This window comes from Lactobacillus gasseri ATCC 33323 = JCM 1131, assembly GCF_000014425.1.
GTDB classification, from domain to species: domain Bacteria; phylum Bacillota; class Bacilli; order Lactobacillales; family Lactobacillaceae; genus Lactobacillus; species Lactobacillus gasseri.
Window position 1 is genome coordinate 318,385 of the sequence record NC_008530.1, and the last position, 25,686, is coordinate 344,070.

Annotated in this window: 30 protein-coding genes and 2 tRNA genes; 31 read left to right on the plus strand and 1 reads right to left on the minus strand. The window is 38.1% G+C overall.

The features are described from left to right. Positions 1 to 95 precede the first annotated feature (95 nt). The 5 genes from LGAS_RS01375 to rpoC all read left to right on the plus strand — a co-directional run bounded on the left by LGAS_RS01375 (position 96) and on the right by rpoC (position 10,442). A tRNA-Gly gene (locus LGAS_RS01375) sits at positions 96 to 170 on the plus strand. A gap of 40 nt (positions 171 to 210) precedes the next feature. Continuing rightward, a tRNA-Pro gene (locus tag LGAS_RS01380) sits at positions 211 to 284 on the plus strand. 163 nt (positions 285 to 447) lie between these two features. Then, positions 448 to 2,916 (plus strand): ATP-dependent Clp protease ATP-binding subunit, encoded by a 2,469-nt coding sequence (locus LGAS_RS01385; RefSeq protein WP_003651773.1) that lies wholly within the window; start codon positions 448 to 450, stop codon positions 2,914 to 2,916. Between the two features lie 200 nt (positions 2,917 to 3,116). Next, positions 3,117 to 6,755 (plus strand): DNA-directed RNA polymerase subunit beta, encoded by a 3,639-nt coding sequence (gene rpoB / locus LGAS_RS01390; protein ID WP_011678765.1) that lies wholly within the window; start codon positions 3,117 to 3,119, stop codon positions 6,753 to 6,755. 15 nt (positions 6,756 to 6,770) lie between these two features. Next, positions 6,771 to 10,442, plus strand: a complete 3,672-nt coding sequence (gene rpoC, locus LGAS_RS01395; RefSeq protein ID WP_003656624.1) for a DNA-directed RNA polymerase subunit beta' — start codon at positions 6,771 to 6,773, stop codon at positions 10,440 to 10,442. Between the two features lie 67 nt (positions 10,443 to 10,509). On the opposite strand, the gene LGAS_RS01400 is transcribed toward rpoC, so the two are convergent. Then, positions 10,510 to 11,187 (minus strand): prepilin peptidase, encoded by a 678-nt coding sequence (locus LGAS_RS01400; protein ID WP_003656623.1) that lies wholly within the window; start codon positions 11,185 to 11,187, stop codon positions 10,510 to 10,512. Positions 11,188 to 11,354: 167 nt separating this feature from the next. Between LGAS_RS01400 and rpsL the strand changes: the two genes are divergently transcribed. The 26 genes from rpsL to LGAS_RS01530 all read left to right on the plus strand — a co-directional run bounded on the left by rpsL (position 11,355) and on the right by LGAS_RS01530 (position 25,634). Next, positions 11,355 to 11,762, plus strand: a complete 408-nt coding sequence (rpsL, locus tag LGAS_RS01405; RefSeq protein WP_003647838.1) for a 30S ribosomal protein S12 — start codon at positions 11,355 to 11,357, stop codon at positions 11,760 to 11,762. A 25-nt stretch (positions 11,763 to 11,787) separates the two neighbouring features. Beyond that, on the plus strand, positions 11,788 to 12,258 hold the full coding sequence (gene rpsG / locus LGAS_RS01410; protein ID WP_003647837.1) for a 30S ribosomal protein S7: 471 nt from the start codon (positions 11,788 to 11,790) through the stop codon (positions 12,256 to 12,258). A gap of 29 nt (positions 12,259 to 12,287) precedes the next feature. Continuing rightward, positions 12,288 to 14,384, plus strand: coding sequence for an elongation factor G (gene fusA, locus LGAS_RS01415; RefSeq protein ID WP_003647836.1), 2,097 nt, complete (start codon positions 12,288 to 12,290; stop codon positions 14,382 to 14,384). A 271-nt stretch (positions 14,385 to 14,655) separates the two neighbouring features. After that, the gene (rpsJ, locus tag LGAS_RS01420; RefSeq protein WP_003647835.1) at positions 14,656 to 14,964 is read left to right on the plus strand and encodes a 30S ribosomal protein S10; all 309 of its coding nucleotides are present in this window, start codon (positions 14,656 to 14,658) and stop codon (positions 14,962 to 14,964) included. 26 nt (positions 14,965 to 14,990) lie between these two features. Then, positions 14,991 to 15,620 (plus strand): 50S ribosomal protein L3, encoded by a 630-nt coding sequence (gene rplC / locus LGAS_RS01425; RefSeq protein WP_003651764.1) that lies wholly within the window; start codon positions 14,991 to 14,993, stop codon positions 15,618 to 15,620. Between the two features lie 14 nt (positions 15,621 to 15,634). Continuing rightward, positions 15,635 to 16,252, plus strand: a complete 618-nt coding sequence (gene rplD, locus LGAS_RS01430) for a 50S ribosomal protein L4 (protein WP_003647834.1) — start codon at positions 15,635 to 15,637, stop codon at positions 16,250 to 16,252. Next, positions 16,252 to 16,548, plus strand: coding sequence for a 50S ribosomal protein L23 (rplW, locus tag LGAS_RS01435; RefSeq protein ID WP_003647833.1), 297 nt, complete (start codon positions 16,252 to 16,254; stop codon positions 16,546 to 16,548). The genes rplD and rplW overlap by 1 nt, the downstream gene beginning before the upstream one ends. Before the next feature lie 19 nt (positions 16,549 to 16,567). Beyond that, a complete protein-coding gene (gene rplB, locus LGAS_RS01440) occupies positions 16,568 to 17,404 on the plus strand; it encodes a 50S ribosomal protein L2 (RefSeq protein WP_003647832.1) in 837 nt (278 codons plus the stop codon). A gap of 21 nt (positions 17,405 to 17,425) precedes the next feature. Next, positions 17,426 to 17,713, plus strand: a complete 288-nt coding sequence (gene rpsS, locus LGAS_RS01445) for a 30S ribosomal protein S19 (RefSeq protein ID WP_003647831.1) — start codon at positions 17,426 to 17,428, stop codon at positions 17,711 to 17,713. A 20-nt stretch (positions 17,714 to 17,733) separates the two neighbouring features. Next, on the plus strand, positions 17,734 to 18,087 hold the full coding sequence (gene rplV / locus LGAS_RS01450; RefSeq protein WP_003649465.1) for a 50S ribosomal protein L22: 354 nt from the start codon (positions 17,734 to 17,736) through the stop codon (positions 18,085 to 18,087). A gap of 14 nt (positions 18,088 to 18,101) precedes the next feature. Further along, on the plus strand, positions 18,102 to 18,770 hold the full coding sequence (gene rpsC / locus LGAS_RS01455; RefSeq protein WP_003647830.1) for a 30S ribosomal protein S3: 669 nt from the start codon (positions 18,102 to 18,104) through the stop codon (positions 18,768 to 18,770). A gap of 2 nt (positions 18,771 to 18,772) precedes the next feature. Beyond that, positions 18,773 to 19,210 carry a 50S ribosomal protein L16 gene (gene rplP / locus LGAS_RS01460; RefSeq protein ID WP_003647829.1) on the plus strand — a complete coding sequence of 146 codons (438 nt, stop codon included), beginning with the start codon at positions 18,773 to 18,775 and terminating at the stop codon, positions 19,208 to 19,210. Further along, on the plus strand, positions 19,200 to 19,397 hold the full coding sequence (gene rpmC, locus LGAS_RS01465) for a 50S ribosomal protein L29 (protein ID WP_003647828.1): 198 nt from the start codon (positions 19,200 to 19,202) through the stop codon (positions 19,395 to 19,397). Before rplP ends, rpmC begins: the two co-directional genes overlap by 11 nt. Positions 19,398 to 19,419: 22 nt before the next feature. Next, positions 19,420 to 19,686, plus strand: coding sequence for a 30S ribosomal protein S17 (gene rpsQ, locus LGAS_RS01470; RefSeq protein WP_003647827.1), 267 nt, complete (start codon positions 19,420 to 19,422; stop codon positions 19,684 to 19,686). 33 nt (positions 19,687 to 19,719) lie between these two features. After that, positions 19,720 to 20,088, plus strand: coding sequence for a 50S ribosomal protein L14 (gene rplN / locus LGAS_RS01475; protein ID WP_003647826.1), 369 nt, complete (start codon positions 19,720 to 19,722; stop codon positions 20,086 to 20,088). Positions 20,089 to 20,108: 20 nt separating this feature from the next. Continuing rightward, the gene (gene rplX, locus LGAS_RS01480; RefSeq protein WP_003647825.1) at positions 20,109 to 20,348 is read left to right on the plus strand and encodes a 50S ribosomal protein L24; all 240 of its coding nucleotides are present in this window, start codon (positions 20,109 to 20,111) and stop codon (positions 20,346 to 20,348) included. A gap of 14 nt (positions 20,349 to 20,362) precedes the next feature. After that, positions 20,363 to 20,905 carry a 50S ribosomal protein L5 gene (gene rplE, locus LGAS_RS01485; protein ID WP_003655823.1) on the plus strand — a complete coding sequence of 181 codons (543 nt, stop codon included), beginning with the start codon at positions 20,363 to 20,365 and terminating at the stop codon, positions 20,903 to 20,905. 14 nt (positions 20,906 to 20,919) lie between these two features. Next, complete coding sequence (locus tag LGAS_RS01490; RefSeq protein ID WP_003647824.1) at positions 20,920 to 21,105, plus strand: type Z 30S ribosomal protein S14; 186 nt, start codon at positions 20,920 to 20,922, stop codon at positions 21,103 to 21,105. 24 nt (positions 21,106 to 21,129) lie between these two features. Then, positions 21,130 to 21,528 carry a 30S ribosomal protein S8 gene (rpsH, locus tag LGAS_RS01495; RefSeq protein WP_003647823.1) on the plus strand — a complete coding sequence of 133 codons (399 nt, stop codon included), beginning with the start codon at positions 21,130 to 21,132 and terminating at the stop codon, positions 21,526 to 21,528. A 24-nt stretch (positions 21,529 to 21,552) separates the two neighbouring features. Further along, positions 21,553 to 22,083: a 50S ribosomal protein L6 gene (gene rplF / locus LGAS_RS01500; RefSeq protein WP_003647822.1), complete on the plus strand. Its 531-nt coding sequence runs from the start codon at positions 21,553 to 21,555 to the stop codon at positions 22,081 to 22,083. Positions 22,084 to 22,111: 28 nt separating this feature from the next. Beyond that, positions 22,112 to 22,471: a 50S ribosomal protein L18 gene (rplR, locus tag LGAS_RS01505; RefSeq protein ID WP_003647821.1), complete on the plus strand. Its 360-nt coding sequence runs from the start codon at positions 22,112 to 22,114 to the stop codon at positions 22,469 to 22,471. Positions 22,472 to 22,488: 17 nt separating this feature from the next. After that, positions 22,489 to 23,013 (plus strand): 30S ribosomal protein S5, encoded by a 525-nt coding sequence (gene rpsE / locus LGAS_RS01510; protein WP_003647820.1) that lies wholly within the window; start codon positions 22,489 to 22,491, stop codon positions 23,011 to 23,013. A gap of 9 nt (positions 23,014 to 23,022) precedes the next feature. After that, positions 23,023 to 23,208: a 50S ribosomal protein L30 gene (rpmD, locus tag LGAS_RS01515; RefSeq protein ID WP_024273012.1), complete on the plus strand. Its 186-nt coding sequence runs from the start codon at positions 23,023 to 23,025 to the stop codon at positions 23,206 to 23,208. Positions 23,209 to 23,233: 25 nt separating this feature from the next. Further along, complete coding sequence (gene rplO, locus LGAS_RS01520; protein WP_003647818.1) at positions 23,234 to 23,674, plus strand: 50S ribosomal protein L15; 441 nt, start codon at positions 23,234 to 23,236, stop codon at positions 23,672 to 23,674. Continuing rightward, positions 23,674 to 24,969 carry a preprotein translocase subunit SecY gene (gene secY, locus LGAS_RS01525; RefSeq protein WP_003649458.1) on the plus strand — a complete coding sequence of 432 codons (1,296 nt, stop codon included), beginning with the start codon at positions 23,674 to 23,676 and terminating at the stop codon, positions 24,967 to 24,969. Before rplO ends, secY begins: the two co-directional genes overlap by 1 nt. Positions 24,970 to 24,980: 11 nt before the next feature. Further along, positions 24,981 to 25,634, plus strand: coding sequence for an adenylate kinase (locus tag LGAS_RS01530; RefSeq protein ID WP_003647817.1), 654 nt, complete (start codon positions 24,981 to 24,983; stop codon positions 25,632 to 25,634). The last annotated feature ends 52 nt before the right edge of the window (positions 25,635 to 25,686 follow it).

The following is a 25,686-nucleotide window of genomic DNA, read 5'->3' on the forward strand; positions in this document are numbered from 1 at the left end:
AAAATAGACTGTCTTTGAAGATGGTCTATTTTTTTGATTTTTTCAGAAAAAGTACTTGCAATCGAATGATGTTTTGCTATACTAGTAAATGTACTGCGGAAGTAGTTCAGTGGTAGAACATCACCTTGCCATGGTGGGGGTCGCGGGTTCGAATCCCGTCTTCCGCTCCAGTATAAAAGACTCACCGAAGTGTGAGTCTTTTTTGATATTCGGGATGTGGCTCAGCTTGGTAGAGCGCTACGTTCGGGACGTAGAAGTCGCAGGTTCAAATCCTGTCATCCCGATTGAATATTATTTTTATTAAAAAGTTCGTCTTAAGCTAGAAAGACGAACTTTTTTGTATATAATGTTCATGAAATATCAAATAGTTTACATTTACTAATTGTAAGTGTAAGATATTTGTCTAAAGATTGTAGTATGATCTTAAAAGAAATAAGGCGGTGCAGAATGGAAAAATCATATAGTGATAGTGCAAAGAATGTTCTTGAAATTGCTAAAGAGCAAGCACAAAACTTTCACCATCGAATTATTGGAACGGAGCATGTTTTGCTTGCTTTAGTAATTGAAGCTAACGGAGATGCCGGTAAGCTTTTGCGTGAAAGAAACGTAACACCAACCTTAGTGCGAGAAGAAATTGAAAGATATACTGGCTATGGTTCAAGTCCCAAAGCTACATATATGGAAATGTCACCACGCTTAAGCTTAGTTTTGAATTTTGCTAAGCAAAAATCTGATGAATTAGGCACTCCTCAAATTGAAACAAAGCATATTTTGCTGGGGTTATTAGCTAGTGACCAAATTTTGGCAAGTTTAATTTTGAAAAATATTGGTGTAGAACCACGTGACTTAAGTCAAGATATTAATGATAGTTTCATGGATGATTCTGGAGAAGCAAACAATATTTTTGATGTTTCTTCTGCAACTAGAACTAAAAAAGGCAAGTCACTGACACCTAATTTAGATAAAGTAAGTGTAAATTTAAATAAACGTGCACGCGAGGGTGCAATTGATCCAGTAATTGGTAGAGATAAAGAAATAAAGCGAGTAATTCAAATTTTATCTCGAAGAACTAAGAATAATCCTGTTTTAGTTGGAGAACCCGGAGTTGGTAAGACAGCAGTTGCACAAGGAATAGCTTCTGCAATTGTAAATCGTGAGGTTCCGGATAACTTAGCTAAAAAACGTGTCATGGCACTAGATATGGGAAGTCTAATTGCTGGGACTAAATATCGCGGTGAATTTGAAGATAGAATGAAGAAAATTCTAAAAGAAATTCAACGAGATGGTTCTGTGATTCTATTTGTTGATGAAATGCACACCTTGATTGGTGCAGGTGGAGCAGAAGGTGCCATTGATGCTTCAAATATCTTGAAGCCATCTTTAGCACGCGGTGATATTCAAATGATTGGTGCCACTACTTTTGATGAATATCAAAAGTACATTGAAAAAGATCAAGCTTTGGCAAGACGTTTTCAACAGGTTAAAATTGGCGAACCATCAAAAGAAGAAACAGTGGATATCTTAAAGGGATTACGTCCTAAATATGAAAAATTCCACAATGTAAAAATTGAAGATGAAGCAATTAAAGATGCAGTCGAATTTTCAACAAGATATATTGCTAACCGCTTTTTACCTGACAAGGCAATTGACTTAATTGATGAGGCGAGTGCAGCAGTCAAGATTCAAGCAGTTGGTAAGGCTGATCCACGCTTGACTAAGTTAGATACCCAAATTAATGATGTTATTCACCAAAAAGAAGAGGCAGCTGAAAATCAAAACTTTGTACAAGCAGCTAAATTACGTGATGAAGAAAATAAGCTTACGCAAGATCGGGATAAATTAATTGCCAGAGTAGAGAACAAGAACTCTAAAAAATCTATTGTTGATTCAAATAAAATTGCCCAGATTGTATCAGAATGGACGGGCGTACCAGTTACTCGAATGAAGAAGAGTGAAACGAAACGTTTAGCTCACCTCGAAAGTATTTTGCATGAACGCGTAATTGGACAAGATAAGGCAATTAGTGCAGTAAGTCGTGCAATTAGACGAAGTAGAAGTGGGATTAAGGATGAGAATCGTCCAATCGGTTCTTTCTTGTTCTTAGGACCTACTGGGGTCGGTAAGACTGAATTAGCAAAAGCATTGGCAGCAGCAGTCTTTGGTTCAGAAAGAAATATTATTCGTGTTGATATGTCTGAATATATGGATCAAGTAGCTACAAGCAAGTTAATTGGTTCTGCTCCTGGTTATGTAGGCTATGAAGAAGGTGGACAACTTTCAGAACGTGTAAGACGTAATCCATATTCAGTAATTCTGTTAGACGAAGTGGAAAAAGCTCATCCAGATGTTTTCAATTTATTGCTGCAAGTTTTAGATGAGGGTTTCTTAACTGATTCAAAGGGAAGAAAAGTTGATTTTAGAAATACAATCATTATTATGACTTCTAACCTTGGTTCGCGCAGCTTACAAGAAGATAAGACAGTTGGCTTTGCGGCTGATAACGAAGATAAAAATAAACTTCAGCAAGAAAAGGTTACAGCAGCAGTTAAACAGTTCTTTAGACCAGAATTTTTGAATAGAATTGATGAAACAGTTGTCTTTGATAGTTTAACTAAGAAACAATTGCGTGAAATTGTTAGTTTAATGACTAGTCATTTGATTAGTCGCTTAGCTCGAAAAGAAGTTACTTTAAAGATTTCTCCAGCAGCTTTAGATGTGTTAGCCAAAGACGGTTTTGATCCAGAAATGGGAGCCCGTCCTTTGCGCCGTGCAATTCAACATGAACTTGAGGATGTAATTGCAGAAGATTTAATTAGTGAAAAGATTAAAGCTGGTCAAACAGTTAAAGTTGGTGCTCATCAAGGTAAATTAAAATTTACAATTGTTGATAAAGATAAGCCTTTAGTTAAAAACTAGTTCTTTTTGACAAATTAGTAATATAAGTGTAAAATACAAAACGTTTAAAAGGCTGAAATTCAGGATTTCGCTGATCTATTGTCCAGCGAGATGATAAAACAAAAACGACTATTATGTTGTTTTTGTTTTTTTGTACCCAAATTTTGACTTTTTGCAATTTGTAACACAAATGTAATATTTAGATTCTTATATAAGAAAGGATGTTTTCTTTGTTAGGACACGCTGTGAACTACGGTAGTCACCGGACAAGACGTAGCTTCTCTCGAATTAAAGAAGTATTGAAGTTACCTAACTTGACTGATGTGCAAACGCAATCTTACAAGTGGTTTCTTAATGAAGGTATTCGTGAAATGTTTGACGACATTATGCCGATTTCAGACTTTTCAGGAAAACTTTCTTTAGAGTTTGTTGACTACAAACTTCTGAAGCCAAAATACACTCTTGAAGAAGCACGTGATCACGATGCAAATTACTCTGCTCCTCTTCATGTAACTTTAAAGTTAACCAACCATGAAACTGGAGAAATTAAGACTCAAGATGTCTTCTTCGGAGAATTTCCATTAATGACTGATTCAGGTACTTTCGTTATTAATGGTGCTGAGAGAATTATTGTTTCTCAGCTTGTTAGATCTCCTGGTGTTTACTACCATTCAGATTTTGATAAAAATGGTCGCCAAATTTTCGGTGCTACAGTTATTCCTAACCGTGGTGCATGGCTTGAATATGAAACTGATGCTAAGGATTTAGCTTATGTTCGTATTGACCGTACTCGTAAGCTTCCATTAACAGTTCTAATTCGTGCTTTAGGATTTGGATCTGATAGTGAAGTTGCTGATATGTTTGGTGAAAGTGACTCACTTCGTTTCACTTTAGAAAAAGATATCCACAAAAATCCTGCTGACTCTCGTGTTGCCGAAGCCTTAAAGGATATCTACGAAAGATTACGTCCAGGTGAACCTAAGACAACTGATTCATCTCGTTCGCTTTTGTATGCTAGATTTTTTGATCCAAGAAGATACGATTTAGCTCCTGTTGGTCGCTACAAGATCAATAAGAAACTTTCTTTAAAGAATCGGTTATTAAGACAAACTTTGGCTGAAACTTTAGCTGACCCTGATACTGGTGAAATCATTGCTAAAAAGGGTGACGTTGTTACTCATGAAATTCTTGATAAATTGTCACCTTACTTAGATCGTGACGACTTTAAGATGGTAACTTATGAACCTTCAAAGGAAGGTGTCTTACCTGACCCAGTAACAGTTCAAGAAATTAAAGTATATTCTAAGGTTGATCCTGAACGTGTAATTAAGTTAATGTCTAACGGTCATATTGCTGATGACGTTAAGCACTTAACTCCAGCTGATGTTTTGGCATCAATTAACTACTTCTTTAACCTTCAAGATAACATCGGAACTACTGATGATATCGACCACTTAGGTAACCGTCGTATTCGTCGTGTAGGTGAATTACTTCAAAACCAATTTAGAATTGGTTTAGCAAGAATGGAACGTGTTGTGCGTGAAAGAATGTCAATTCAAGATATTTCTACAGTTACACCACAACAATTAATTAACATTCGTCCTGTTGTTGCTTCAGTTAAGGAATTCTTTGGTTCATCACAATTGTCACAGTTCATGGACCAAAACAACCCACTTGGTGAGTTAACTCACAAACGTCGTATGTCTGCCTTAGGACCTGGTGGTTTGTCTCGTGACCGTGCTGGGTACGAAGTTCGTGACGTGCACTATACTCACTATGGTCGTTTATGTCCTATTGAAACTCCTGAAGGACCTAACATTGGTTTGATTAACTCTTTAGCAACTTACGCTATTGTTAATAAGTATGGCTTTATTGAAACACCATACCGTCGTGTTTCTTGGGATACTCACAAGGTTACTGACAAGATTGATTACTTAACTGCTGATGTTGAAGATAATTACATTATTGCTGGTGCCAACGCTCCATTAAATGAAGACGGTTCTTTCAAGGATAAGATCGTTTTAGCTCGTCATAAGGAAGATAACCTTGAAGTTACTCCTGATAAGATTGACTATATGGACGTTATTCCTAAGCAAGTAGTTTCAGTAACTTCTGCATGTATTCCTTTCCTTGAAAACGATGACTCTAACCGTGCCTTGATGGGTGCTAACCACCAACGTCAGGCTGTTCCATTGATTAACCCACATGCTCCAATTGTTGGTACTGGTATGGAATACCGTGCTGCTCATGACTCTGGAGATGCATTAGTTGCTAAAGCACCTGGTGTAGTTGAATACGTTGATGCAAACGAAATTAGAATTAGAAGAGACGACGATACTTTAGATAAGTATGTTCTTGAAAAATTCCGTCGATCAAATGCAACTAAGAACTACAACCAAACACCAGCTGTTAAGCAAGGCGAAAGAGTAGTAGCTGACGAAGTTATTGCCGATGGTCCAGCAATGGAAAACGGTGAATTAGCTCTAGGTCAAAACCCAATTATTGCTTTCTTGACTTGGAACATGTACAACTATGAAGATGCCGTTATGATTTCTGAACGTATGGTTAAAGATGATGTCTACACATCTATCCATATTGAAGACTATGAATCAGAAGCTCGTGATACTAAGCTTGGACCTGAAGAAATTACACGTGAAATTCCAAACGTTGGTGAAGATGCGCTTAAAGACCTCGATGAAGAAGGTATTGTACGTATTGGTGCCGAAGTTCAAGACGGTGATATCTTAGTTGGTAAAGTTACTCCAAAGGGTGTGACTGAATTATCAGCTGAAGAACGTTTGCTTCACGCTATCTTTGGTGAAAAGGCTCGTGAAGTTCGTGACACTTCCTTACGTGTACCACATGGTGGTGGCGGTATTGTTCAAAACGTACAAGTCTTCACGCGTGAAGCAGGAGACGAATTGCCACCTGGTGTAAACAAGATGGTTCGTGTCTACATCGTTCAAAAGCGTAAAATTCAAGTTGGTGACAAGATGTCTGGTCGTCACGGAAACAAGGGTACTATTGCCTTAGTTTGTCCTGAAGAAGATATGCCATACTTGCCAGATGGTCGTCCAGTAGACATTTGTTTGAATCCAATGGGTGTGCCTTCACGTATGAACATTGGACAGGTTCTTGAATTACATTTAGGTATTGCAGCTAAGCAATTAGGTATTCATGTTGCCACTCCAGTATTTGATGGTGCTTCTGAAGATGATATGTGGAACATGGTTCGTGAAGCTGGTATTGGTAAAGACGGTAAGACTGTTCTTTACGATGGACGTACTGGTGAACCATTCCATAACCGTGTTTCAGTAGGTATTATGTACTACTTGAAGTTGACTCACATGGTTGATGATAAGATCCACGCACGTTCAATTGGGCCTTACTCACTTGTTACTCAACAACCACTTGGTGGTAAAGCACAATTTGGTGGTCAGCGTTTCGGTGAAATGGAAGTTTGGGCTCTTGAAGCTTACGGTGCTGCATACACATTGCAAGAAATCTTGACTTACAAGTCAGATGATGTTGTTGGTCGTGTTAAGGCATATGAAGCTATTGTCAAGGGTGAAAGAATTCCAAAACCAGGTGTTCCAGAATCATTTAGAGTTCTTGTTAAGGAACTTCAATCCTTAGGTTTGGATATTAAAGTCTTAGATATGGATCACAAGGAAATTGAATTACGTGATATGGACGATGATTCTAATGATCACTTCAACATTGACACTTTATCTAAGCTTGCTGAACAACAAGAAAAGAAGAAGTTGGCCGAAGAAGCTGCAAAGAAAGATGACAAGTCAGCTGAACCTGTAGATCAGAGTGATTCTTCAACTTCATCTGATGATAAGGTTTCTAAGTAATAGGAGGTTAAACTTTTGATCGACGTAAATAAGTTTGAAAGTATGCAAATTGGTTTGGCTTCTCCAAACAAGATCAGAAGTTGGTCTTATGGCGAAGTTAAAAAGCCAGAAACTATCAACTATCGTACTTTGAAACCAGAAAAAGATGGTTTGTTCGATGAAAGAATTTTCGGACCAACTAAGGACTGGTCTTGTGCTTGTGGTAAGTACAAGGGTATTCGCTATCGCGGTATTGTGTGTGACCGGTGTGGTGTAGAAGTTACTTCTGCTAAAGTTAGAAGAGAACGTATGGGCCACATCGAATTAGCTGCACCAGTTTCACATATCTGGTATTTCAAAGGTATTCCATCTCGTATGGGATTAGTGTTAGATATTTCACCTCGTGCACTTGAAGAAGTAATATATTTTGCTGCTTATATTGTAATTGACGCAGGTGATACTGATCTTGAAGATAAACAACTTCTTACAGAAGCTGAATATCGTGAAAAGAAAGCAAAATTCGGTAACCGTTTTGAAGCTAAGATGGGTGCTGAAGCTGTAAAGGAACTTCTTGAACAAGTAGATATTGACAAAGAAGTTCATGATTTAAAAGAAGAATTAAAGACTGCTACTGGTCAAAAGAGAACTCGTGCTATCAGAAGATTAGATATCTTAGATGCATTTAAGAATTCAGGTAATAAGCCTTCATGGATGGTTATGGATTGTATTCCAGTTATTCCGCCTGATTTAAGACCAATGGTTCAACTTGATGGTGGTCGTTTCGCAACTTCTGATTTGAATGATTTATATAGACGTGTAATTAATCGTAATAATCGTTTAAAGAGATTGTTAGACTTAAATGCACCTAGAATTATCGTTCAAAATGAAAAACGTATGCTTCAAGAAGCTGTAGATGCATTAATTGATAACGGTAGACGTGGTCGTCCAGTTGTAGGACCAGGTAACCGTCCACTTAAATCTCTTTCTCATATGTTAAAGGGTAAGCAAGGACGTTTCCGTCAAAACTTGCTTGGTAAGCGTGTCGACTACTCAGGTCGTTCAGTTATCGATGTTTCACCTAAGTTGAAGTTTTATCAATGTGGTGTTCCACGTCCAATGGCTTTAGAGTTGTTTAAGCCATTTGTGATGCATGAATTAGTAAAACGTGGTTTAGCATCTAACATTAAGAATGCTAAGCGCAAGATTGATCGTGAAGATGACGATATCTGGGACATCTTAGAAGATGTAATTAAAGAAAGACCAGTTCTTTTGAACCGTGCACCTACTCTTCACCGTTTAGGTATCCAAGCATTCGAGCCAGTTTTGGTACCTGGTAAATCAATTCGTCTTCACCCTCTTGCTTGTGAAGCCTATAACGCCGACTTCGATGGTGACCAGATGGCCATTCACGTTCCATTATCTGATGAAGCTGTAGCAGAATCACGTTTGCTTATGCTTGCTGCTCACCATATCTTGGCTCCTAAGGATGGTAAGCCAATTGTTACTCCTTCTCAGGATATTGTTTTAGGTAATTACTGGTTAACTCAAGCAGAACGTGGTCGCGAAGGCGAGGGTATGATTTTTGACTCACCAGCTGAAGCAGCTATTGCATATGCAAATGGTGATATTCACTACCATACTCGCATTGGTTTAGCAGCTGATTCAATGCCTGAAAAGCCATGGCCAAAGGGATATGAACACGGAATTTTTGTAACTACCTATGGTAAGTTAGTCTTCAACCAAATTTTCCCTAAGGATTTCTTCTATATTAATGATCCTACTCAAGAAAATCTTACCCATCCCGTAGATGAAAGATATTTCTTGCAACCAGGTGAAGATATCCATGAAAAGCTAGATAATATGAAACTTGGAAAGGCCTTTAAGAAAGGTTTCTTATCAGATTCTATTGCTCAAATTTACAAGGATTATAAGGTTCAAAGAACTTCTGATTTCTTGGATGACTTGAAGGAATTAGGCTACACTGTATGTACTACTTCTGGTTTGACTATTGGTGTTGAAGATATTCCTACAATTACTGATAAGGACGATATTGTGGCAGAAGCTCGTAAGAAGGTTGACGTGGTTTCTAAGCAATATCGTCGTGGTTTGATTACTGATGAAGAACGACATGATCGAGTGATTAGCATTTGGAATAATTGTAAAGATATTGTTCAAAATGAAATTGCTCAAATTCATGCTCCAAGAAACCCAATCACAATCATGGCAGATTCCGGTGCTCGTGGTAACATTTCTAACTTTACCCAGCTTGCTGGTATGCGTGGCTTGATGGCTGCTCCTAACGGAGGAATGATGGAAATTCCTGTTACATCAAACTTCCGTGAAGGATTATCCGTTTTGGAAATGTTCATGTCCACTCACGGTGCTCGTAAAGGTATGACCGATACCGCGTTGAAGACTGCTAACTCAGGTTACTTAACTCGTCGTTTGGTAGACGTAGCTCAAGACGTTATTATTCGTGAAGAAGATTGTGGTACTGATCGTGGCTTGACTGTTCATGCAATTACTGAAGGCGATGAAATGATTGAACCATTATTTGATCGTCTAGTAGGCCGCTATACTTCTAAGAGTGTCTATGATCCAGAAACTCATGAAGTTATCTGCCCAGCAGATGTCTTGATGGATGAAGATATGGCTCATAAGATTGTTGATGCTGGCGTCACTGAAGTAACTATTCGCTCCGTGTTTACTTGCAACACTCAACACGGTGTATGTAAGAAATGTTATGGTATGAACCTTGCTACTGGTGACGATGTTGAAGTTGGTGAAGCAGTAGGTACTGTTGCTGCTCAATCTATCGGTGAACCTGGTACTCAGTTAACTATGCGTAACTTCCACAACGGTGGTGTTGCTGGTGCTGCAGATATTACTCAAGGTTTACCTCGTGTTCAAGAATTGTTTGAAGCTCGTAACCCTAAGGGACGTGCAACAATTTCTGAAGTAACTGGTGAAATAACTTCAATTGAAGAAGATCCAGCAGAACACACTCGTCAAATTACTGTAAAAGGTCAAACAGATACTCGTACTTATGATGTACCATATACTGCATCTGTAGCAGTTGCTGAAGGTGACCATGTTGTACGTGGAGATAAATTGACTCTTGGTTCTATCGATCCTAAAGAATTGATTCGTGTACGTGATGCATTGACTACTGAAAAATACATTCTAAGTGAAATTCAAAAAGCTTATAGAATGCAGGGTGTAGAAATTGCTGATAAACACGTTGAAGTTATGGCACGTCAAATGCTTCAAAAGGTTCGTATTCTTGATCCAGGTGAAACTGATATCTTACCAGGTGAATTGATGGATATTGGTGAATTTAAGGCAAGAAACCGTGAAGTAATTATTTCTGGTGGTATTCCTGCAACAGCACAAAGTGTAATTCTTGGTATTACCAAGGCCGCTCTTGAAACTAACAGTTTCTTGTCTGCAGCTTCATTCCAGGAAACTACTCGTGTTCTTACTGATGCTTCTATTCGTGGAAAGAACGATCCATTACTTGGTCTTAAGGAAAATGTTATTATCGGTAAGATTATTCCTGCCGGTACTGGTATGCCTGTTTACCGTGAAATGGAACCTAAGGTTGACGTTCCTGAAGATGAAAAGAAAAAGTCAGTTTATTCTATAGCTGATATTGAGAAGAAATTAGCCGCAGCTGATGCAGAGAAAGATAAAGGCTCAGCTGACTAATCATCCTTTCAAAACTTAAACATTTGTGTTAAAAAAGTCTATTCGCTCTTATGCGAATAGACTTTTTTTATATAAAATTATAAAAAATAATGCTCAGGAATATAAAAGGTATAAAAGGATATTGTTTTTGGTTCTGAGTAATTAAGTGAGTGATTATCAGAAAAATGGATGATAATAAGAAAAGATACTCAGCAATGTAGAAATTATAATAAAAGATAAGAATAATAAAAATTATTGTATCGCCATAGCCAAATTTCTTTTTCAAATTCATTATTAAGAAGATCAATATAACAAAAGAAATTAAAATCCATTCGATTGTAGTGTAATTAGAAGTAGAGTAAGGAATTTTAAATACTACAATCGCAATAAGTGGAATAAGGATTTGAACTGGAAAAGATTGATCAATGTAATCGAAAATACTAATTAAAAAAATAAAAATGATGAAAAAGTATGAAGTTTGGTTAGCAAGCGGATTTAAAGGCATGAAAGCTAGGCCACCTAAAATTTCACAATAAAAAGTTTCAATAGGAATATAAGCGTGACAGAAGAAACATTTCCCTTGATATCTTAGAAAAGAAAAAATAGGTATTTGGTTGAGAAGCGTAAGCGGAATTTGGCAGTTATCACAATGAGATTTATCTGTTATAAAGTTCTCCGTCTCAAATCGCTGAACAATTACTAGTAGATGGGAACCAATGATACTACCAATTACAAAATTAAATATATAAATAAATGAGTTTGACATCTTTTAACCTCCAATATTTATATACGCAAAATTAAAAAATTTTTTTTAAAATGTTTACGGAATTAAAAAATCATGTTACACTAGCCATTGTGCTATTAAAAACATGATATCCGTGAGGTCAAAAAAGAAACTCCCGGATGTGTGAACAATTTTAGGAGGAAATTTTAATGCCAACAATTAACCAATTGGTTAGAAAAGGCCGTCACTCAAAGACGACTAAATCTGATTCACCAGCTTTAAACTATGCTTACAACAGCATGAAGAAAAAGATGAACTACAACCCAGCACCTCAAATGCGTGGTGTTGCAACTCGTGTAGGTACTATGACACCTAAGAAGCCTAACTCAGCTTTACGTAAGTACGCTCGTGTTCGTCTTTCAAACTTAATCGAAGTTACTGCTTACATTCCTGGTATTGGTCATAACTTGCAAGAACACTCCGTTGTTTTAATTCGTGGTGGTCGTGTAAAGGACCTTCCTGGTGTTCGTTACCACATCATTCGTGGTGCTTTGGATACTGCAGGTGTTGATGGTAGAAAACAAGGCCGTTCTAAGTACGGTGCTAAGAAAGGTTAAAACAGTTAAATAGGAGGGACTACTAATGCCTAGAAAAGGTAATGTTGCTAAGAGAGATGTTTTAGCAGATCCAGTTTATAACTCTAAATTGGTTACTAAATTAATTAACCACTTAATGATTGATGGTAAGAAGGCAAAGGCATCTTCAATTCTTTACGATGCTTTTGGTATTATTCAAGATAAGACTGGTAAAGAACCAGTTGAAGTTTTTGAAGAAGCAATGAACAATGTTATGCCAGTTTTGGAAGTTAAAGCTCGCCGTATCGGTGGTTCTAACTACCAAATCCCAGTTGAAGTTCGCCCAGAAAGAAGAACTACTCTTGGCTTAAGATGGCTTGTTTCTTACGCTCGTTTACGTAATGAACATACTATGGATGAACGTCTTGCAAACGAAATTATGGATGCTGCTAACAATACTGGTTCAGCAGTTAAGAAACGTGAAGACGTCCACAGAATGGCAGAAGCAAACCGTGCATTTGCTCACTACCGCTTCTAATCGTTAGTTTGTAAAAGGAGATTAATCTTATGGCTAACAAACGTGAATTCCCTTTGGATAAGACACGTAACATTGGTATCATGGCTCACATCGATGCCGGTAAAACTACTACTACTGAACGTATTTTGTACTACACTGGTAAGATCCACAAAATTGGTGAAACTCACGAAGGTGACTCACAAATGGACTGGATGGATGAAGAAAAGGAACGTGGTATCACTATTACTTCCGCAGCTACTACTGCTCAATGGAAGGATTACCGTATTAACATTATTGATACCCCAGGACACGTTGACTTTACTATCGAAGTAGAACGTTCTCTTCGTGTTCTTGATGGTGCGGTAACTGTTCTTGATGCTCAAGCTGGTGTTGAACCACAAACTGAAAATGTTTGGCGTCAAGCTGAAACTTACGGCGTTCCTCGTATTGTTTTCGTTAACAAGATGGACAAGATTGGTGCTGACTTTGACAAATCTGTTAAGTCATTGCATGAACGCTTAAACGCAAACGCACATGCCGTTCAAATGCCTATTGGTTCAGCAGATACCTTTGAAGGTGTTATTGACTTGATCAATATGGTAGCTGACGTTTACGATGAAGATAAACTTGGTTCAAAGTGGGATACTATTCCTGTTCCTGATGAATACAAGGAAGAAGCTTTAAAGCGTCGTAACGAATTAATTGAAGCTGTTGCTGATGTTGATGACGGTATTATGGACAAGTACCTTGGTGGTGAAGAAATTTCTAATGATGAATTAAAAGCAGCTATTCGTAAAGCTACTTTGAATTTGGAATTCTTCCCAGTTTATGCTGGTTCAGCATTTAAGAACAAGGGTGTTCAAATGATGCTTGATGGTGTTATTGATTACTTACCATCACCACTTGACGTAAAACCTTACGTTGCTCATGATCCTAAGACTGGTGACGAAGTTGAACTTATGGCTGACGATAAGAAACCATTTGCAGCTTTAGCATTTAAGATTGCAACAGATCCATTTGTTGGTCGTTTAACTTTTATCCGTGTTTACACTGGTTCACTTCAATCTGGTTCTTACGTATTGAACGCATCAAAGAATGCTCGTGAACGTGTTGGACGTTTACTTCAAATGCACGCTAACTCAAGAACTGAAATTCCTGAAGTATTCTCAGGTGATATTGCTGGTGCGATTGGTTTGAAGAACACTACTACTGGTGATTCTTTAACTGATCCAGATCACCCACTTATTTTGGAAAGTTTACAAGTTCCAGATCCAGTTATTCAAGTATCTGTTGAACCTAAGTCAAAAGCTGACCGTGATAAGATGGATGTCGCTTTACAAAAGCTTACTGAAGAAGACCCAACCTTCCGTGCTGAAACTAACCCAGAAACTGGTCAAACTTTGATTTCAGGTATGGGTGAATTACACTTAGACATCATGGTTGAACGTATGAAACGTGAATTTAACGTTGAAGCAACTATTGGTGAACCTCAAGTTGCTTACCGTGAAACCTTCACTAAGGAAGCTAAGGCACAAGGTAAGTTCGTTCGTCAATCTGGTGGTAAAGGTCAATATGGTGATGTTTGGATTGACTTTACTCCAAACGAAGAAGGAAAGGGTTACGAATTCGAAGACGCTATCGTCGGTGGTGTTGTTCCTCGTGAATTTATTCCTTCAGTTGACCAAGGTTTACAAGAAGCTATGAAGAATGGTGTTCTTGCAGGCTACCCATTAATTGATGTTAAGGCTAAGTTGTACGATGGTAGTTACCACGAAGTCGACTCATCAGAAGCTGCCTTCAAGGTTGCTGCTTCTCTTGCTTTGAGAAATGCTGCTGCTAAGGCTGGTGCCGTTATCCTTGAACCTATCATGAAGGTTCAAGTAACCACTCCAGAAGAATACTTAGGTGATGTAATGGGATCAATTACAGCACGTCGTGGTTCTATGGAAGGTATGGAAGATAGAGCAGGTGCTAAGGTAATCAACTCATTTGTTCCACTTTCAGAAATGTTTGGTTACGCAACTACTTTGCGTTCATCAACTCAAGGTCGTGGTACATTTACAATGGTATTTGACCACTACTCACCAACTCCTAAATCTATTCAAGCTGAAATCATCAAAAAACGTGGTGGAGAAGACGCTGAATAATTTATAAATGTAGAGTTTGAAAAAGAGATATCATATGATATCTCTTTTTTTGTACAAAAAAATAAAATAAAATGCTGAGAAAGCTTGATATTTAAGGAAAGACAAAGTACAATAGTAAACGTGCGAAAATATTGGAGGGGTATACCCCGCGCACAAAAAGCAATGCTTTGACGCAAAAGGTTGCGGCACACCAGGCTGCATTGCCACAGAGGTGAGTCGGTAATTTTTGCCGAGCTAGTCATCTTTTAAAGAAGACGAAGGAGGTTATTAGATGGCAAGTCAACAAATTCGTATTAGATTAAAGTCATACGAACATGGTATTCTCGATGAATCAGCTGCTAAAATTGTAGCTACCGCTGAAAGAACTGGAGCACAAATTTCTGGTCCTGTTCCACTACCTACGGAAAGAACTTTATTCACTGTTTTACGTTCACCACACAAGAACAAAGATTCACGTGAACAATTTGAAATCCGTACACATAAGCGTTTAATTGATATTTTGAATCCAACACCTAAGACTGTTGATTCATTAATGAAGCTTGATTTACCAAGCGGCGTTGATATCGAGATTAAATTATAATTTAAAACATATATGGAGGTGTAATCATGACCAAAGGAATCTTAGGAAGAAAGGTCGGTATGACTCAAATCTTCACTAAAAACGGTATCTTGGTTCCTGTAACTGTTATTGAAGCAACCCCTAACGTTGTTTTACAAGTTAAAACTAACGAATCAGACGGTTACGAAGCAGTTCAAGTAGGTTACCAAGACATGCGTGAAGTATTGAGTAACAAACCAGCCAAAGGTCATGCTGCAAAAGCAAAGACTTCACCTAAGCGCTTCATTCGGGAAATCCGCGATGTCGAGCTTAAGGATTACGAAGTCGGCTCAGAAATCACGGTGGACTCATTTAGTGAAGGTGACGTAGTTGACGTTACTGGCACTACAAGAGGTCATGGTACTCAAGGTAACATCAAGCGTTGGGGCCAATCAAGAGGTCCAGAAACTCACGGTTCTAGATACCACAGAATCCCAGGTTCAATGGGTTCTATCATTAACCGTGTACCTAAGGGTAAGAAGTTACCTGGTCACATGGGTGGCAAGAAAGTTACCGTACAAAACTTAGTAATTGAAAAAGTTGTACCTGAAAAGAACGTACTTTTAGTCAAAGGTAATGTTCCTGGTGCAAAGAACTCATTAATTTTTGTAAAATCTGCTGCTAAAGCTGCTAAATAGGAAGGAGGACTATAATGGCTAATTTAGAAATTATCGATCAAAAAGGTAAGTCTGCAGGTAATGTAGATTTAAATGAAGAAATCTTCGGTATTGAACCTAATGAAAGTGTTGTTTTCGATGCAATCATTAGACAAAGAGCTGGTAAGCGTCAAGGTACTTCTGCTGTAAAGAACAGATCAGCTGTTCGTGGCGGTGGTAAGAAACCTTGGAGACAAAAAGGTACTGGTCGTGCTCGTCAAGGTTCTATTAGAGCCCCACAATGGCGTGGTGGTGGTACTGTATTTGGTCCAACTCCTCGTTCATACAAGATGGACATGCCTCGTAAAGCACGTCGTTTAGCTATGAAATCAGTTCTTTCCCAAAAAGTTGCTGACAAAGATTTAATCATTCTTGATCAATTAACTTTAGAAGCACCTAAGACTAAAGAATTAAAGGCTATCTTAGATAATGCTAACGTTTCTGGTAAGGTTTTAGTTGTGTCTGATGATAAGAATGTTCAATTATCAGGTAAGAACCTTCCAAAAGTGAAAGTTGTACCTGTTAATGGCTTAAATGTTGTTGATGCGGTTGACTACCAAAAACTTGTATTAACTCAAGACGCTATTAAGAGAATTGAGGAGGTTTTGGCATAATGGATGCACGTGATATCATCTTACGGCCTGTAGTTACCGAAAAATCCATGAATTTAATGGATGATAAGAAGTATACTTTTGATGTGCTTGTATCAGCTACCAAGACTCAAGTTCGTAATGCCGTTGAAGAAATTTTTGATGTAAAAGTTAAGAATGTTAACATTATGAACGTTCGCGGTAAAGAAAAGAGAGTTGGTCGTTACACTGGTAAGACTGCTCGTCGTAGAAAAGCAATCGTTACTTTAACTGAAGATTCTAATGATATTAAGATCTTCAATGATAATAAAGAAAATTAGTAAATAGGAGGTCAGTCAATTGGCAATTATCAAATATAAGCCAACTACAAACGGCAGACGTAATATGACTTCTTCCGACTTTGCTGAAATTACCAAGAAAAAGCCTGAAAAGACTTTACTTGAATCTCAAAGTCATACTGCTGGTCGTAACTCATACGGTCATATTACTGTTAGACACCGTGGTGGTGGTCACAAACAAAAATACCGTATCATTGACTTCAAGCGTAATAAGGATGATGTAAAAGCAGTTGTTAAGGCTATTGAATATGATCCAAACAGAACTGCTAACATCGCTCTTCTTCACTACACTGACGGTATTAAAGCTTACATCTTAGCACCTAAAGATCTAAAAGTTGGTACTGTTGTTGAATCTGGTCCAAATGCTGATATTAAGCCTGGTAATGCATTGCCATTATCTGCTATTCCAGCTGGTACTGAAATTCACAATATTGAATTGAAGCCTGGTAAAGGTGGTCAATTAGTAAGAAGTGCAGGTACTGTTGCACAAGTTCTTGGTAATGATGGTAAGTACACTTTAGTTAGACTTCAAAGTGGTGAAGTTCGTAAGATTTTATCAACTTGCCGTGCTACTATCGGTTCTGTTGGTAATGAACAACACTCATTAATTCAATTAGGTAAAGCTGGTCGTAAGCGTTGGTTGGGCAAGCGTCCACAATCTCGTGGTTCCGTAATGAACCCTAACGATCACCCACATGGTGGTGGTGAAGGTAAGGCTCCAGTTGGTCGCCCACAACCTATGACTCCATGGGGTAAGAAGTCTCGTGGTATTAAGACTAGAAACTCTAAGGCTAGAAGTGAAAAACTTATTATTCGTCACCGTAAAGGTAACAAGTAATTAAACGAAGGAGGTTAATTAATGAGCCGTAGTATTAAAAAAGGTCCTTTTGCTGATGCAAGCCTTTTAAAGAAGATCGAAGCCCAAGAAGGTTCCGAAAAGAAGCAAGTAATTAAAACATGGTCTCGTCGTTCAACTATTTTCCCTTCCTTTGTTGGTTTCACAATAGCTGTTTACGATGGAAGAAAACATGTGCCAGTATACATTACTGAAGATATGGTTGGTCATAAGTTAGGTGAATTTGTACCTACTAGAACTTTCCGCGGTCACAAGGTCGCTGATAAGGCCACTACTACAGTAGGTAAATAATAGGAAGGAGAGACATCTAAATGGCAGAACAAATTAGTTCAGCTAAAGCTGAAGCAAGAACAGTTCGCATCGCTCCTAGAAAAGCCCGTTTGGTAGTAGACCTTATTCGTGGAAAGAGTGTTGCTGAAGCTCTCGCAATTTTACAATTTACGCCAAGAGCTGCTTCCCCAATCGTTGAAAAAGTGTTGAAGTCAGCTATTGCAAATGCTGAACACAACTACGATCTTGAAAGTGCAAATCTTTACGTATCAGAAGCATACGTAAACGAAGGTGCAACTTTAAAGAGATTTCGTCCACGTGCTAAGGGTATGGCTTCTCCAATTAACAAGAGAACAAGCCACGTAGTAGTTGTAGTATCTGAGAAGAACGATTAAGGGAGGTAAATTTAATGGGTCAAAAGATTAACCCAAATGGTTTCCGTCTCGGTGTTAACCGTGATTGGGAAGCAAAGTGGTATGCAGACAAAAACTACGCTGACACTTTAAATGAAGATTTACGTATTAGAAAGTTCATCTCTGAAAAGTTAGCTGATGCATCTGTTTCCACTGTGGAAATTGAACGTGCTGCAAACAGAATTAACATTTCTATCCACACTGCAAAACCTGGTATGGTTATCGGTAAAGGTGGTAAAGAAGTTGAAGCTTTAAGAAAACAACTTAGTGCTTTAACTAAGAAGAACGTTCACATTAATATTGTTGAAATTAAGAAGCCTGATTTAGATGCTAAATTAGTAGGCGAAGGTATTGCTCGTCAACTTGAAGCAAGAATTGCATTTAGACGTGCAACTCGTCAAGCAACTCAAAGATCTATGCGTTCTGGTGCTAAGGGTATCAAGGTTCAAACTGCTGGTCGTTTGAACGGTGCTGATATGGCAAGAAGAGAATGGCATACTGAAGGTAGTGTTCCACTTCATACTTTAAGAGCAGATATTGATTATGCTTGGGTAGAAGCTGCAACTACTTATGGTCAAATTGGTGTTAAGGTTTGGATCAATCGTGGTGAAATTTTACCACAACGTAAGAACAAACCTTCTAAGAAAACGAAGGGAGGAAACTAATAGTGTTAGTACCTAAGCGTGTAAAGCACCGTCGTGAATTCCGCGGTAAAATGCGTGGTGAAGCTAAAGGCGGAAAGACCATTGCATTTGGTGAATATGGTTTAGAAGCTGTTGAATCTCACTGGATTACTAATAGACAAATTGAAGCCGCTCGTATTGCTATGACTCGTTTCATGAAGCGTGGCGGACGTGTTTGGATTAGAATCTTCCCACAAAAATCCTACACTGCAAAAGGTGTTGGTGTTCGTATGGGTTCCGGTAAAGGTGCACCAGCTGGTTGGGTAGCTGTTGTTAAAAGAGGCAAGATTATGTTTGAAATCGGTGGCGTTTCAGAAGACGTTGCCCGTGAAGCTTTAAGACTTGCTTCAAACAAGCTTCCAATTAAGACTAAGTTTGTTAAGAAGAGTTCGGAAGTAGGTGGCGAATCTAATGAAGGCTAAAGATATCAGAGCATTAACCACTGATCAAATGTTAGAAAAGGAAAAGCAATATAAAGAAGAACTTTTTAATTTGCGTTTCCAACAAGCAACGGGTCAATTAGAGAACACCGCTCGCTTGAGACAAGTCCGCAAGAACATTGCTAGAATTAAGACAATTCTTAGCGAAAAAGAATTGAGCAAGAATTAGTTAACGGAAGGGAGTTATTAACTTGAGCGAAACTAACGAAAGAAATAATCGTCACGTATACCAAGGTCGAGTTGTTTCTGACAAGATGGATAAGACTATTACAGTTGTTGTAGATACCTACAAGAACCACCCTGTTTATAAGAAGCGTATTAAATACTCAAAGAAGTATTACGCTCACGATGAAAACAACGAAGCTAAGATTGGCGATACTGTTCGTATCATGGAAACCCGTCCATTATCACATGCGAAGCGTTACCGTCTAACTAAGATTGTTAAGAAGTCAATTTAATTACGCGGATTTTATTGAGGGGAGGATAAACTAGTGATCCAACACGAAAGCCGTTTAAAGGTTGCTGACAACTCCGGTGCAAGAGAACTCCTAGTTATCAAGATTTTAGGTGGTTCTAAGCGTAAAACCGGTAATATTGGTGATATCGTAGTTGCTGCTGTTAAACAAGCAACACCAGGTGGCGTTGTCAAAAAAGGTGATGTTGTTAAAGCAGTTATTGTTAGAACAAAATCAGGTGCACGCCGTGAAGATGGTTCATACATCAAGTTCGACGAAAATGCAGCAGTTGTAATTAATGCTGATAAGAGTCCTCGTGGAACTCGTATTTTTGGGCCTGTAGCCCGTGAACTGCGTGAGCACGATTTCATGAAGATCGTATCTCTTGCTCCTGAAGTCTTATAATTTTTTAGGGAGGTGCACTGATGTTTGTTAAAACAGGTGACAAAGTAAAAGTTATTGCCGGTAAAGATAAAGGCAAAGAAGGCACTGTACTTTCAGTCAACGCCAAGACTAACCGTATTGTTGTCAAAGGTGTTAATAAGATCAAAAAGCATGAGAAACCTTCACAAGCCAACGCTAATGGTGGTGTGGTAGAAAAAGAAGGTTCTATCCATGCATCAAATGTAAAAGTTATTGCTAAAAAAGAAGATAACAACAAATAGGAGGGAGGACGCACATGGTAAACAGTTTAGTAGAAAAATATTCAAATGAAATCGCACCAGCTATGAACAAAAAGTTTAATTACGATTCAGTTATGGAAATTCCTAAAATTGATAAAATCGTTTTAAACATGGGTGTCGGTGATGCAGTTTCTAATGCAAAGAATCTTGATGAAGCTGTAGAAGAATTGACTTTAATCTCAGGTCAAAAGCCTTTGATTACTAAAGCTAAGAAATCAATCGCAAACTTCCGTTTACGTGAAGGTATGTCTATTGGTGCTAAGGTTACCCTTAGAGGCGATAGAATGTACGATTTCTTGTACAAATTAATCAACGTTTCTCTTCCTCGAGTTCGTGACTTCCGTGGAATCAGTTCTAGATCATTTGATGGTCGTGGTAACTATACTTTAGGTATCAAAGAACAATTGATTTTCCCAGAAATCGACTACGACAAGGTAAACCGTGTTAGAGGTTTGGACGTTGTTATTGTAACTACTGCCAATACAGATGAAGAAGCTCGTGAACTTCTTACTGAGTTTGGTATGCCTTTTGCTAAATAATTTGGAGGACATTAATGGCTAAAACATCACAAATCGTCAGAAATCATCGTCCTGCTAAGTTTTCATCTCGTGAATACACTCGTTGCGAGAGATGTGGCCGTCCACACTCTGTTTACCGCAAGTTCAAATTATGCCGTATTTGCTTAAAAGACTTAGCACACAAGGGTCAAATTCCTGGTGTTAAAAAGGCAAGTTGGTAATTAACGGTAAAGGAGGCAAATTAAATGGTCATGACAGATCCAATTGCAGATTACTTGACTAGAATTAGAAATGCTAACATGGCAAAACACAGTTCTGTTGAGATTCCTGCATCATCAATGAAGAAATCACTTAGTGAAATCTTAAAGAACGAAGGCTTTATTCGCGATTACCAAGTTGAAGATGACAACAAACAAGGTATGATCAAGATTTTCTTGAAATACGGTCCTAATAACGAACGTGTTATTTCAGGTTTAAAGCGTATTTCTAAGCCTGGTTTAAGAAACTACGTAAGTGCAGAAAACTTACCAAAAGTTCTTAATGGTCTTGGTATTGCTATCATTTCTACTTCTGCAGGTGTGATTACTGATAAAGAAGCTAGAGAAAAGAACGTCGGCGGCGAAGTTATTGCTTACGTTTGGTAATTTTGACAGAAAGGAGAACTATTAATGAGCCGAATTGGTTTAAAGGTCATCGAGGTTCCTGAAAAGGTCACAGTTACCAAAAATGGTGACGACATCACTGTTAAGGGACCAAAAGGTGAACTTACTAGATACTTTGATCCACGCATTACCTTTGAACAAAAAGATGGAGAAATTCATTTTAGTCGTTCAAGTGAAGCTGACAAAGCTCTTCATGGTACTGAAAGAGCAAATCTTGCTTCCATGATTGAAGGTGTAACTGATGGATATGTTAAGAAGTTAACTTTAGTTGGTGTTGGATACCGTGCAGTTGCACAAGGTAAGAAATTAACTCTAAATGTTGGTTACTCTCACCCAGTCGTATTTGAAGCACCAGAAGGTGTTACAGTTAAAACCCCATCAGCAACTTCAATTGAAATTGAAGGTATTTCAAAACAAGTTGTAGGTCAATTTGCGGCAGAAATTCGTGATGTTCGTCCACCAGAACCTTACAAGGGTAAAGGTATTCGTTACGAAGACGAATATGTACGTCGCAAGGAAGGTAAGACTGGTAAATAATTAAATAGAAAATTTTTGAGGTGAAATTGTGATTTCTAAACCAGATAAAAACAAATTACGCTTAAAGCGTCATAAACGTATTCGTGGAAAGATTTCTGGTACTGCTGAGCGCCCACGCTTAAGTGTTTTCCGTTCAAACAAAAACATCTACGCTCAATTAATTGATGATGTAGAGGGTGTAACGCTTGCAAGTGCCTCAACAAATGATAAAAATATTTCAGCTGAAGGTTCTAAGATGGAACAAGCTGCTGAAGTAGGTAAAGCTTTAGCTGAAACTGCTGCTAAGAAGAACATTAAGAGTGTTGTATTTGATAGAAGTGGTTACTTATACCACGGTCGTGTACAAGCTCTTGCTGATGCAGCACGTGAAAACGGATTAGAATTCTAGGAAAGGAGAATTAACTAATGGCAAACCGCAACGATTCTCGTAGAGATTCTCGTAAAGATCGTAAAAAAGACGATATTGAAGATCAATTAGTAGCAATTAACCGGATCACCAAGGTTGTTAAGGGTGGTCGTCGAATGAGATTTGCTGCTGTTGTAATCGTCGGCGATAGAAAAGGTCATGTAGGTTTTGGTACTGGTAAGGCTCAAGAAGTCCCAGAAGCTATCCGCAAGGCTGTTGAAGCTGGTAAGAAGAGAATGATTAAGGTACCTACTGTTGGTACTACTATTCCACATGAAGTTATGGGCCATTATGGTTCTGGTAACATTATGTTAAAACCTGCTGAAGCTGGTTCTGGTGTTGCTGCTGGTGGTGCTGTTCGTATTATCATGGATTTAGCTGGTATTTCAGATGTTACTTCTAAATCACTTGGTTCAAATACACCAATCAATGTTATCCGTGCTACTATGGACGGTTTGAGTAAGTTAAAGACTCGTGAAGATGTTTTGAAACTTCGTGAGTCAGCAAAAAGCTTAGAAGATTAAGGAGATTAAATAATGGATTTAAAAGTTACCTTAATTAAAAGCGTCGCACACCGTCTTCCAAAACAAAGAAAGATTGTTAAAGCTCTTGGTCTTGGTAAGGTAAATAGCACTGTTGTTCTTCCAGACAACGCTGCAACTCGTGGCGCTTTATTGAAGATTGCTCACCTGATCTCAGTTGAAGAGGTTAATAAGTAATTAGAATCCAAGGAGGTGCCAATTAATGAAGCTTAATGAATTAAAACCAAATGAAGGTTCACGTCGCAACAGAAAGCGTGTTGGTCGTGGTACTTCTAGTGGTTACGGTAAAACTGCTGGTCGTGGTCAAAAGGGTCAATTAGCTCGTACTGGTGGTAAAACTCGTTTAGGTTTCGAAGGTGGTCAAATGCCATTATTCAGAAGAATGCCTAAGCGTGGTTTTAAGAATGTTAACCGCAAAGAATACGCTATTATTAATTTAAATGATTTAAACAGATTTGATGATGGTAGTGAAGTAACTATCGACACATTAAAATCATCAGGTTTAGTTAAAAAAGAACTTGCAGGAGTTAAGTTGTTAGCTAACGGCGAATTAAAGGTTAAGTTGACTGTAAAAGTTAATAAAGTCTCAGAAGCTGCTAAAAAAGCTGTTGAAGCCGCTGGCGGAACTGTTGAGGTGATCTAATGTTCTCGACCTTGAAGAACGCCTTTAAGGATAAAGATATTAGATCTAAGATCTTTTTTACACTCTTTATCCTGTTGCTTTATCGTATCGGAGCTAATATAACAGTTCCGGGAGTTAATGCAAAAGCTATTACACGGGTTGCACAGACTGGTTTAGTCCCAATGTTGGATACAGTCAGTGGTGGTGGATTAGATACATATTCAATCTTTTCTTTAGGGGTTTCACCTTATATCACTGCTCAAATTGTTATTCAATTACTCCAAATGGATATTGTTCCTAAGTTAGTTGAGTGGGGAAAACAGGGAGAAGTCGGAAGACGAAAAACAAATCAAGTAACGCGCTATCTTACTTTAGTGGTTGCCTTTGTTCAAAGTCTCGGAATTACTCTTGGTTTTAACGTTTTAACCGAAATGGGTTTGGTTAAAACGCAAACTCCTCAAACCTATATTGAGATTGCCATTATTATGACAGCCGGGACAATGCTTTTGACCTGGCTAGGTGATGAAATCACTGATAAAGGTCTGGGAAATGGTGTATCTGTAATTATTTTTGCAGGTATTATTGCCCGTCTTCCTAATGGAATTTATCAGCTATTTAAAGATTTCATTATTAATAATAGTGCTAGCGATCGTTGGCAAGGGATTTTGTTCTTCATCGCGATCATTATTGCCATTTTACTAGTAACTCAATTTGTTACATGGTTTCAACAGGCTGATTTGCGAGTACCTATCCAATATACTCGTAGAGCAGCAACAAGTGGCTCCGAAAGTTTCCTACCTTTAAAGGTTAACGTTTCTGGAGTTATTCCAGTTATTTTTGCCAGTTCCTTTATTATTACACCAGCTACAATTTTGATGGCTTTTCAAAGATCTCATGGAAATGAACAATGGTTTAAGATTTGTAATCAAATATTTAGTTTACAAACCACACCTGGTGCATTAATTTATACATTGTTAATCATTTTGTTCACTTTCTTCTACGCCTTTGTTCAAGTAAATCCAGAAAAGTTGGCTGAGAACTTGCAAAAGCAAGGAGCCTACATTCCTAGCGTTTGGCCAGGAAAAGATACACAAAAGTATGTATCTAAAATTTTGATTAGATTATCAACAGTAGGTGCAGTATTTTTAGGCCTTGTTGCCTTATTACCGCAACTTGCTACAAATATTTTTGGTTTACCAAGTTCAATTGGACTTGGCGGAACAAGTCTTTTAATCGTTATTGGTGTGGTTTTAGAATTAGCCCGTCAAGTTGATGGACTACTAATGAAGCGCGAATACGTTGGATTTATTAGATAGTAAGGATAAAAATGATTAATTTAATTCTTTTAGGTTTGCCTGGTGCAGGCAAAGGAACAGCTTCTGAAAGCATTGTAGATAAGTATCACTTGGCACATATTTCGACAGGTGATATGTTCAGAGAAGCTATGGCTAATGAAACTCCAGTTGGTTTAGAAGCTAAAAGTTATATTGATAAAGGTGATTTAGTGCCAGACGAAGTTACTGCTAAGTTAGTTGAAGAACGTCTTAAGCAACCTGACACTAAGAATGGATTTATCTTAGATGGATTTCCAAGAACCACTGTTCAAGCAGAACTTCTTGAAGGTATAACTAAACGGTTAGAAAAGCCGTTAACTAATGTAATTGCAATTGATGTTGATGAAGATGTTCTAATCAAGCGTTTATCAGCACGCTACATTTGTAAAAATTGTGGTGCAACTTACAACAAGATTTCAAATCCAACTAAAGTAGAAGGTACTTGTGATCGTTGCGGAGGACATGAATTTTTCCAACGCGAGGATGACAAGCCAGAAGTTGTTAAAAATCGCTTAGAAGTTAACAAGAAGATGAATACTCCTCTTCGTGATTTCTATGAAGAAAAAGGAATTCTTTCAACTGTTAACGGTGAACAAACTCCGGAAAAAGTATTTGAAGACATTGACAAAATCTTAAGTAAAGATTAGTCTCGTATTGTTTTTTTTACATTCCGTGTTATAATGCCTAAGTGTGACTATT

Coding starts and splice junctions, on each gene's coding strand:
- rplF (WP_003647822.1), top strand. CDS start 21,553: ATGAGCCGAATTGGTTTAAAGGTCATCGAGGTTCCTGAAAAGGTCACA.
- rplE (WP_003655823.1), top strand. CDS start 20,363: ATGGTAAACAGTTTAGTAGAAAAATATTCAAATGAAATCGCACCAGCT.
- fusA (WP_003647836.1), top strand. CDS start 12,288: ATGGCTAACAAACGTGAATTCCCTTTGGATAAGACACGTAACATTGGT.
- secY (WP_003649458.1), top strand. CDS start 23,674: ATGTTCTCGACCTTGAAGAACGCCTTTAAGGATAAAGATATTAGATCT.
- LGAS_RS01385 (WP_003651773.1), top strand. CDS start 448: ATGGAAAAATCATATAGTGATAGTGCAAAGAATGTTCTTGAAATTGCT.
- rplX (WP_003647825.1), top strand. CDS start 20,109: ATGTTTGTTAAAACAGGTGACAAAGTAAAAGTTATTGCCGGTAAAGAT.
- rpsL (WP_003647838.1), top strand. CDS start 11,355: ATGCCAACAATTAACCAATTGGTTAGAAAAGGCCGTCACTCAAAGACG.
- rplO (WP_003647818.1), top strand. CDS start 23,234: ATGAAGCTTAATGAATTAAAACCAAATGAAGGTTCACGTCGCAACAGA.
- rplC (WP_003651764.1), top strand. CDS start 14,991: ATGACCAAAGGAATCTTAGGAAGAAAGGTCGGTATGACTCAAATCTTC.
- LGAS_RS01490 (WP_003647824.1), top strand. CDS start 20,920: ATGGCTAAAACATCACAAATCGTCAGAAATCATCGTCCTGCTAAGTTT.
- rpsE (WP_003647820.1), top strand. CDS start 22,489: ATGGCAAACCGCAACGATTCTCGTAGAGATTCTCGTAAAGATCGTAAA.
- rplD (WP_003647834.1), top strand. CDS start 15,635: ATGGCTAATTTAGAAATTATCGATCAAAAAGGTAAGTCTGCAGGTAAT.
- rpsH (WP_003647823.1), top strand. CDS start 21,130: ATGGTCATGACAGATCCAATTGCAGATTACTTGACTAGAATTAGAAAT.
- rpmC (WP_003647828.1), top strand. CDS start 19,200: ATGAAGGCTAAAGATATCAGAGCATTAACCACTGATCAAATGTTAGAA.
- rplW (WP_003647833.1), top strand. CDS start 16,252: ATGGATGCACGTGATATCATCTTACGGCCTGTAGTTACCGAAAAATCC.
- rpsS (WP_003647831.1), top strand. CDS start 17,426: ATGAGCCGTAGTATTAAAAAAGGTCCTTTTGCTGATGCAAGCCTTTTA.
- rpsG (WP_003647837.1), top strand. CDS start 11,788: ATGCCTAGAAAAGGTAATGTTGCTAAGAGAGATGTTTTAGCAGATCCA.
- LGAS_RS01400 (WP_003656623.1), bottom strand. CDS start 11,187: ATGTCAAACTCATTTATTTATATATTTAATTTTGTAATTGGTAGTATC.
- rpsC (WP_003647830.1), top strand. CDS start 18,102: ATGGGTCAAAAGATTAACCCAAATGGTTTCCGTCTCGGTGTTAACCGT.
- rpsJ (WP_003647835.1), top strand. CDS start 14,656: ATGGCAAGTCAACAAATTCGTATTAGATTAAAGTCATACGAACATGGT.
- rpoB (WP_011678765.1), top strand. CDS start 3,117: ATGTTTTCTTTGTTAGGACACGCTGTGAACTACGGTAGTCACCGGACA.
- LGAS_RS01530 (WP_003647817.1), top strand. CDS start 24,981: ATGATTAATTTAATTCTTTTAGGTTTGCCTGGTGCAGGCAAAGGAACA.
- rplV (WP_003649465.1), top strand. CDS start 17,734: ATGGCAGAACAAATTAGTTCAGCTAAAGCTGAAGCAAGAACAGTTCGC.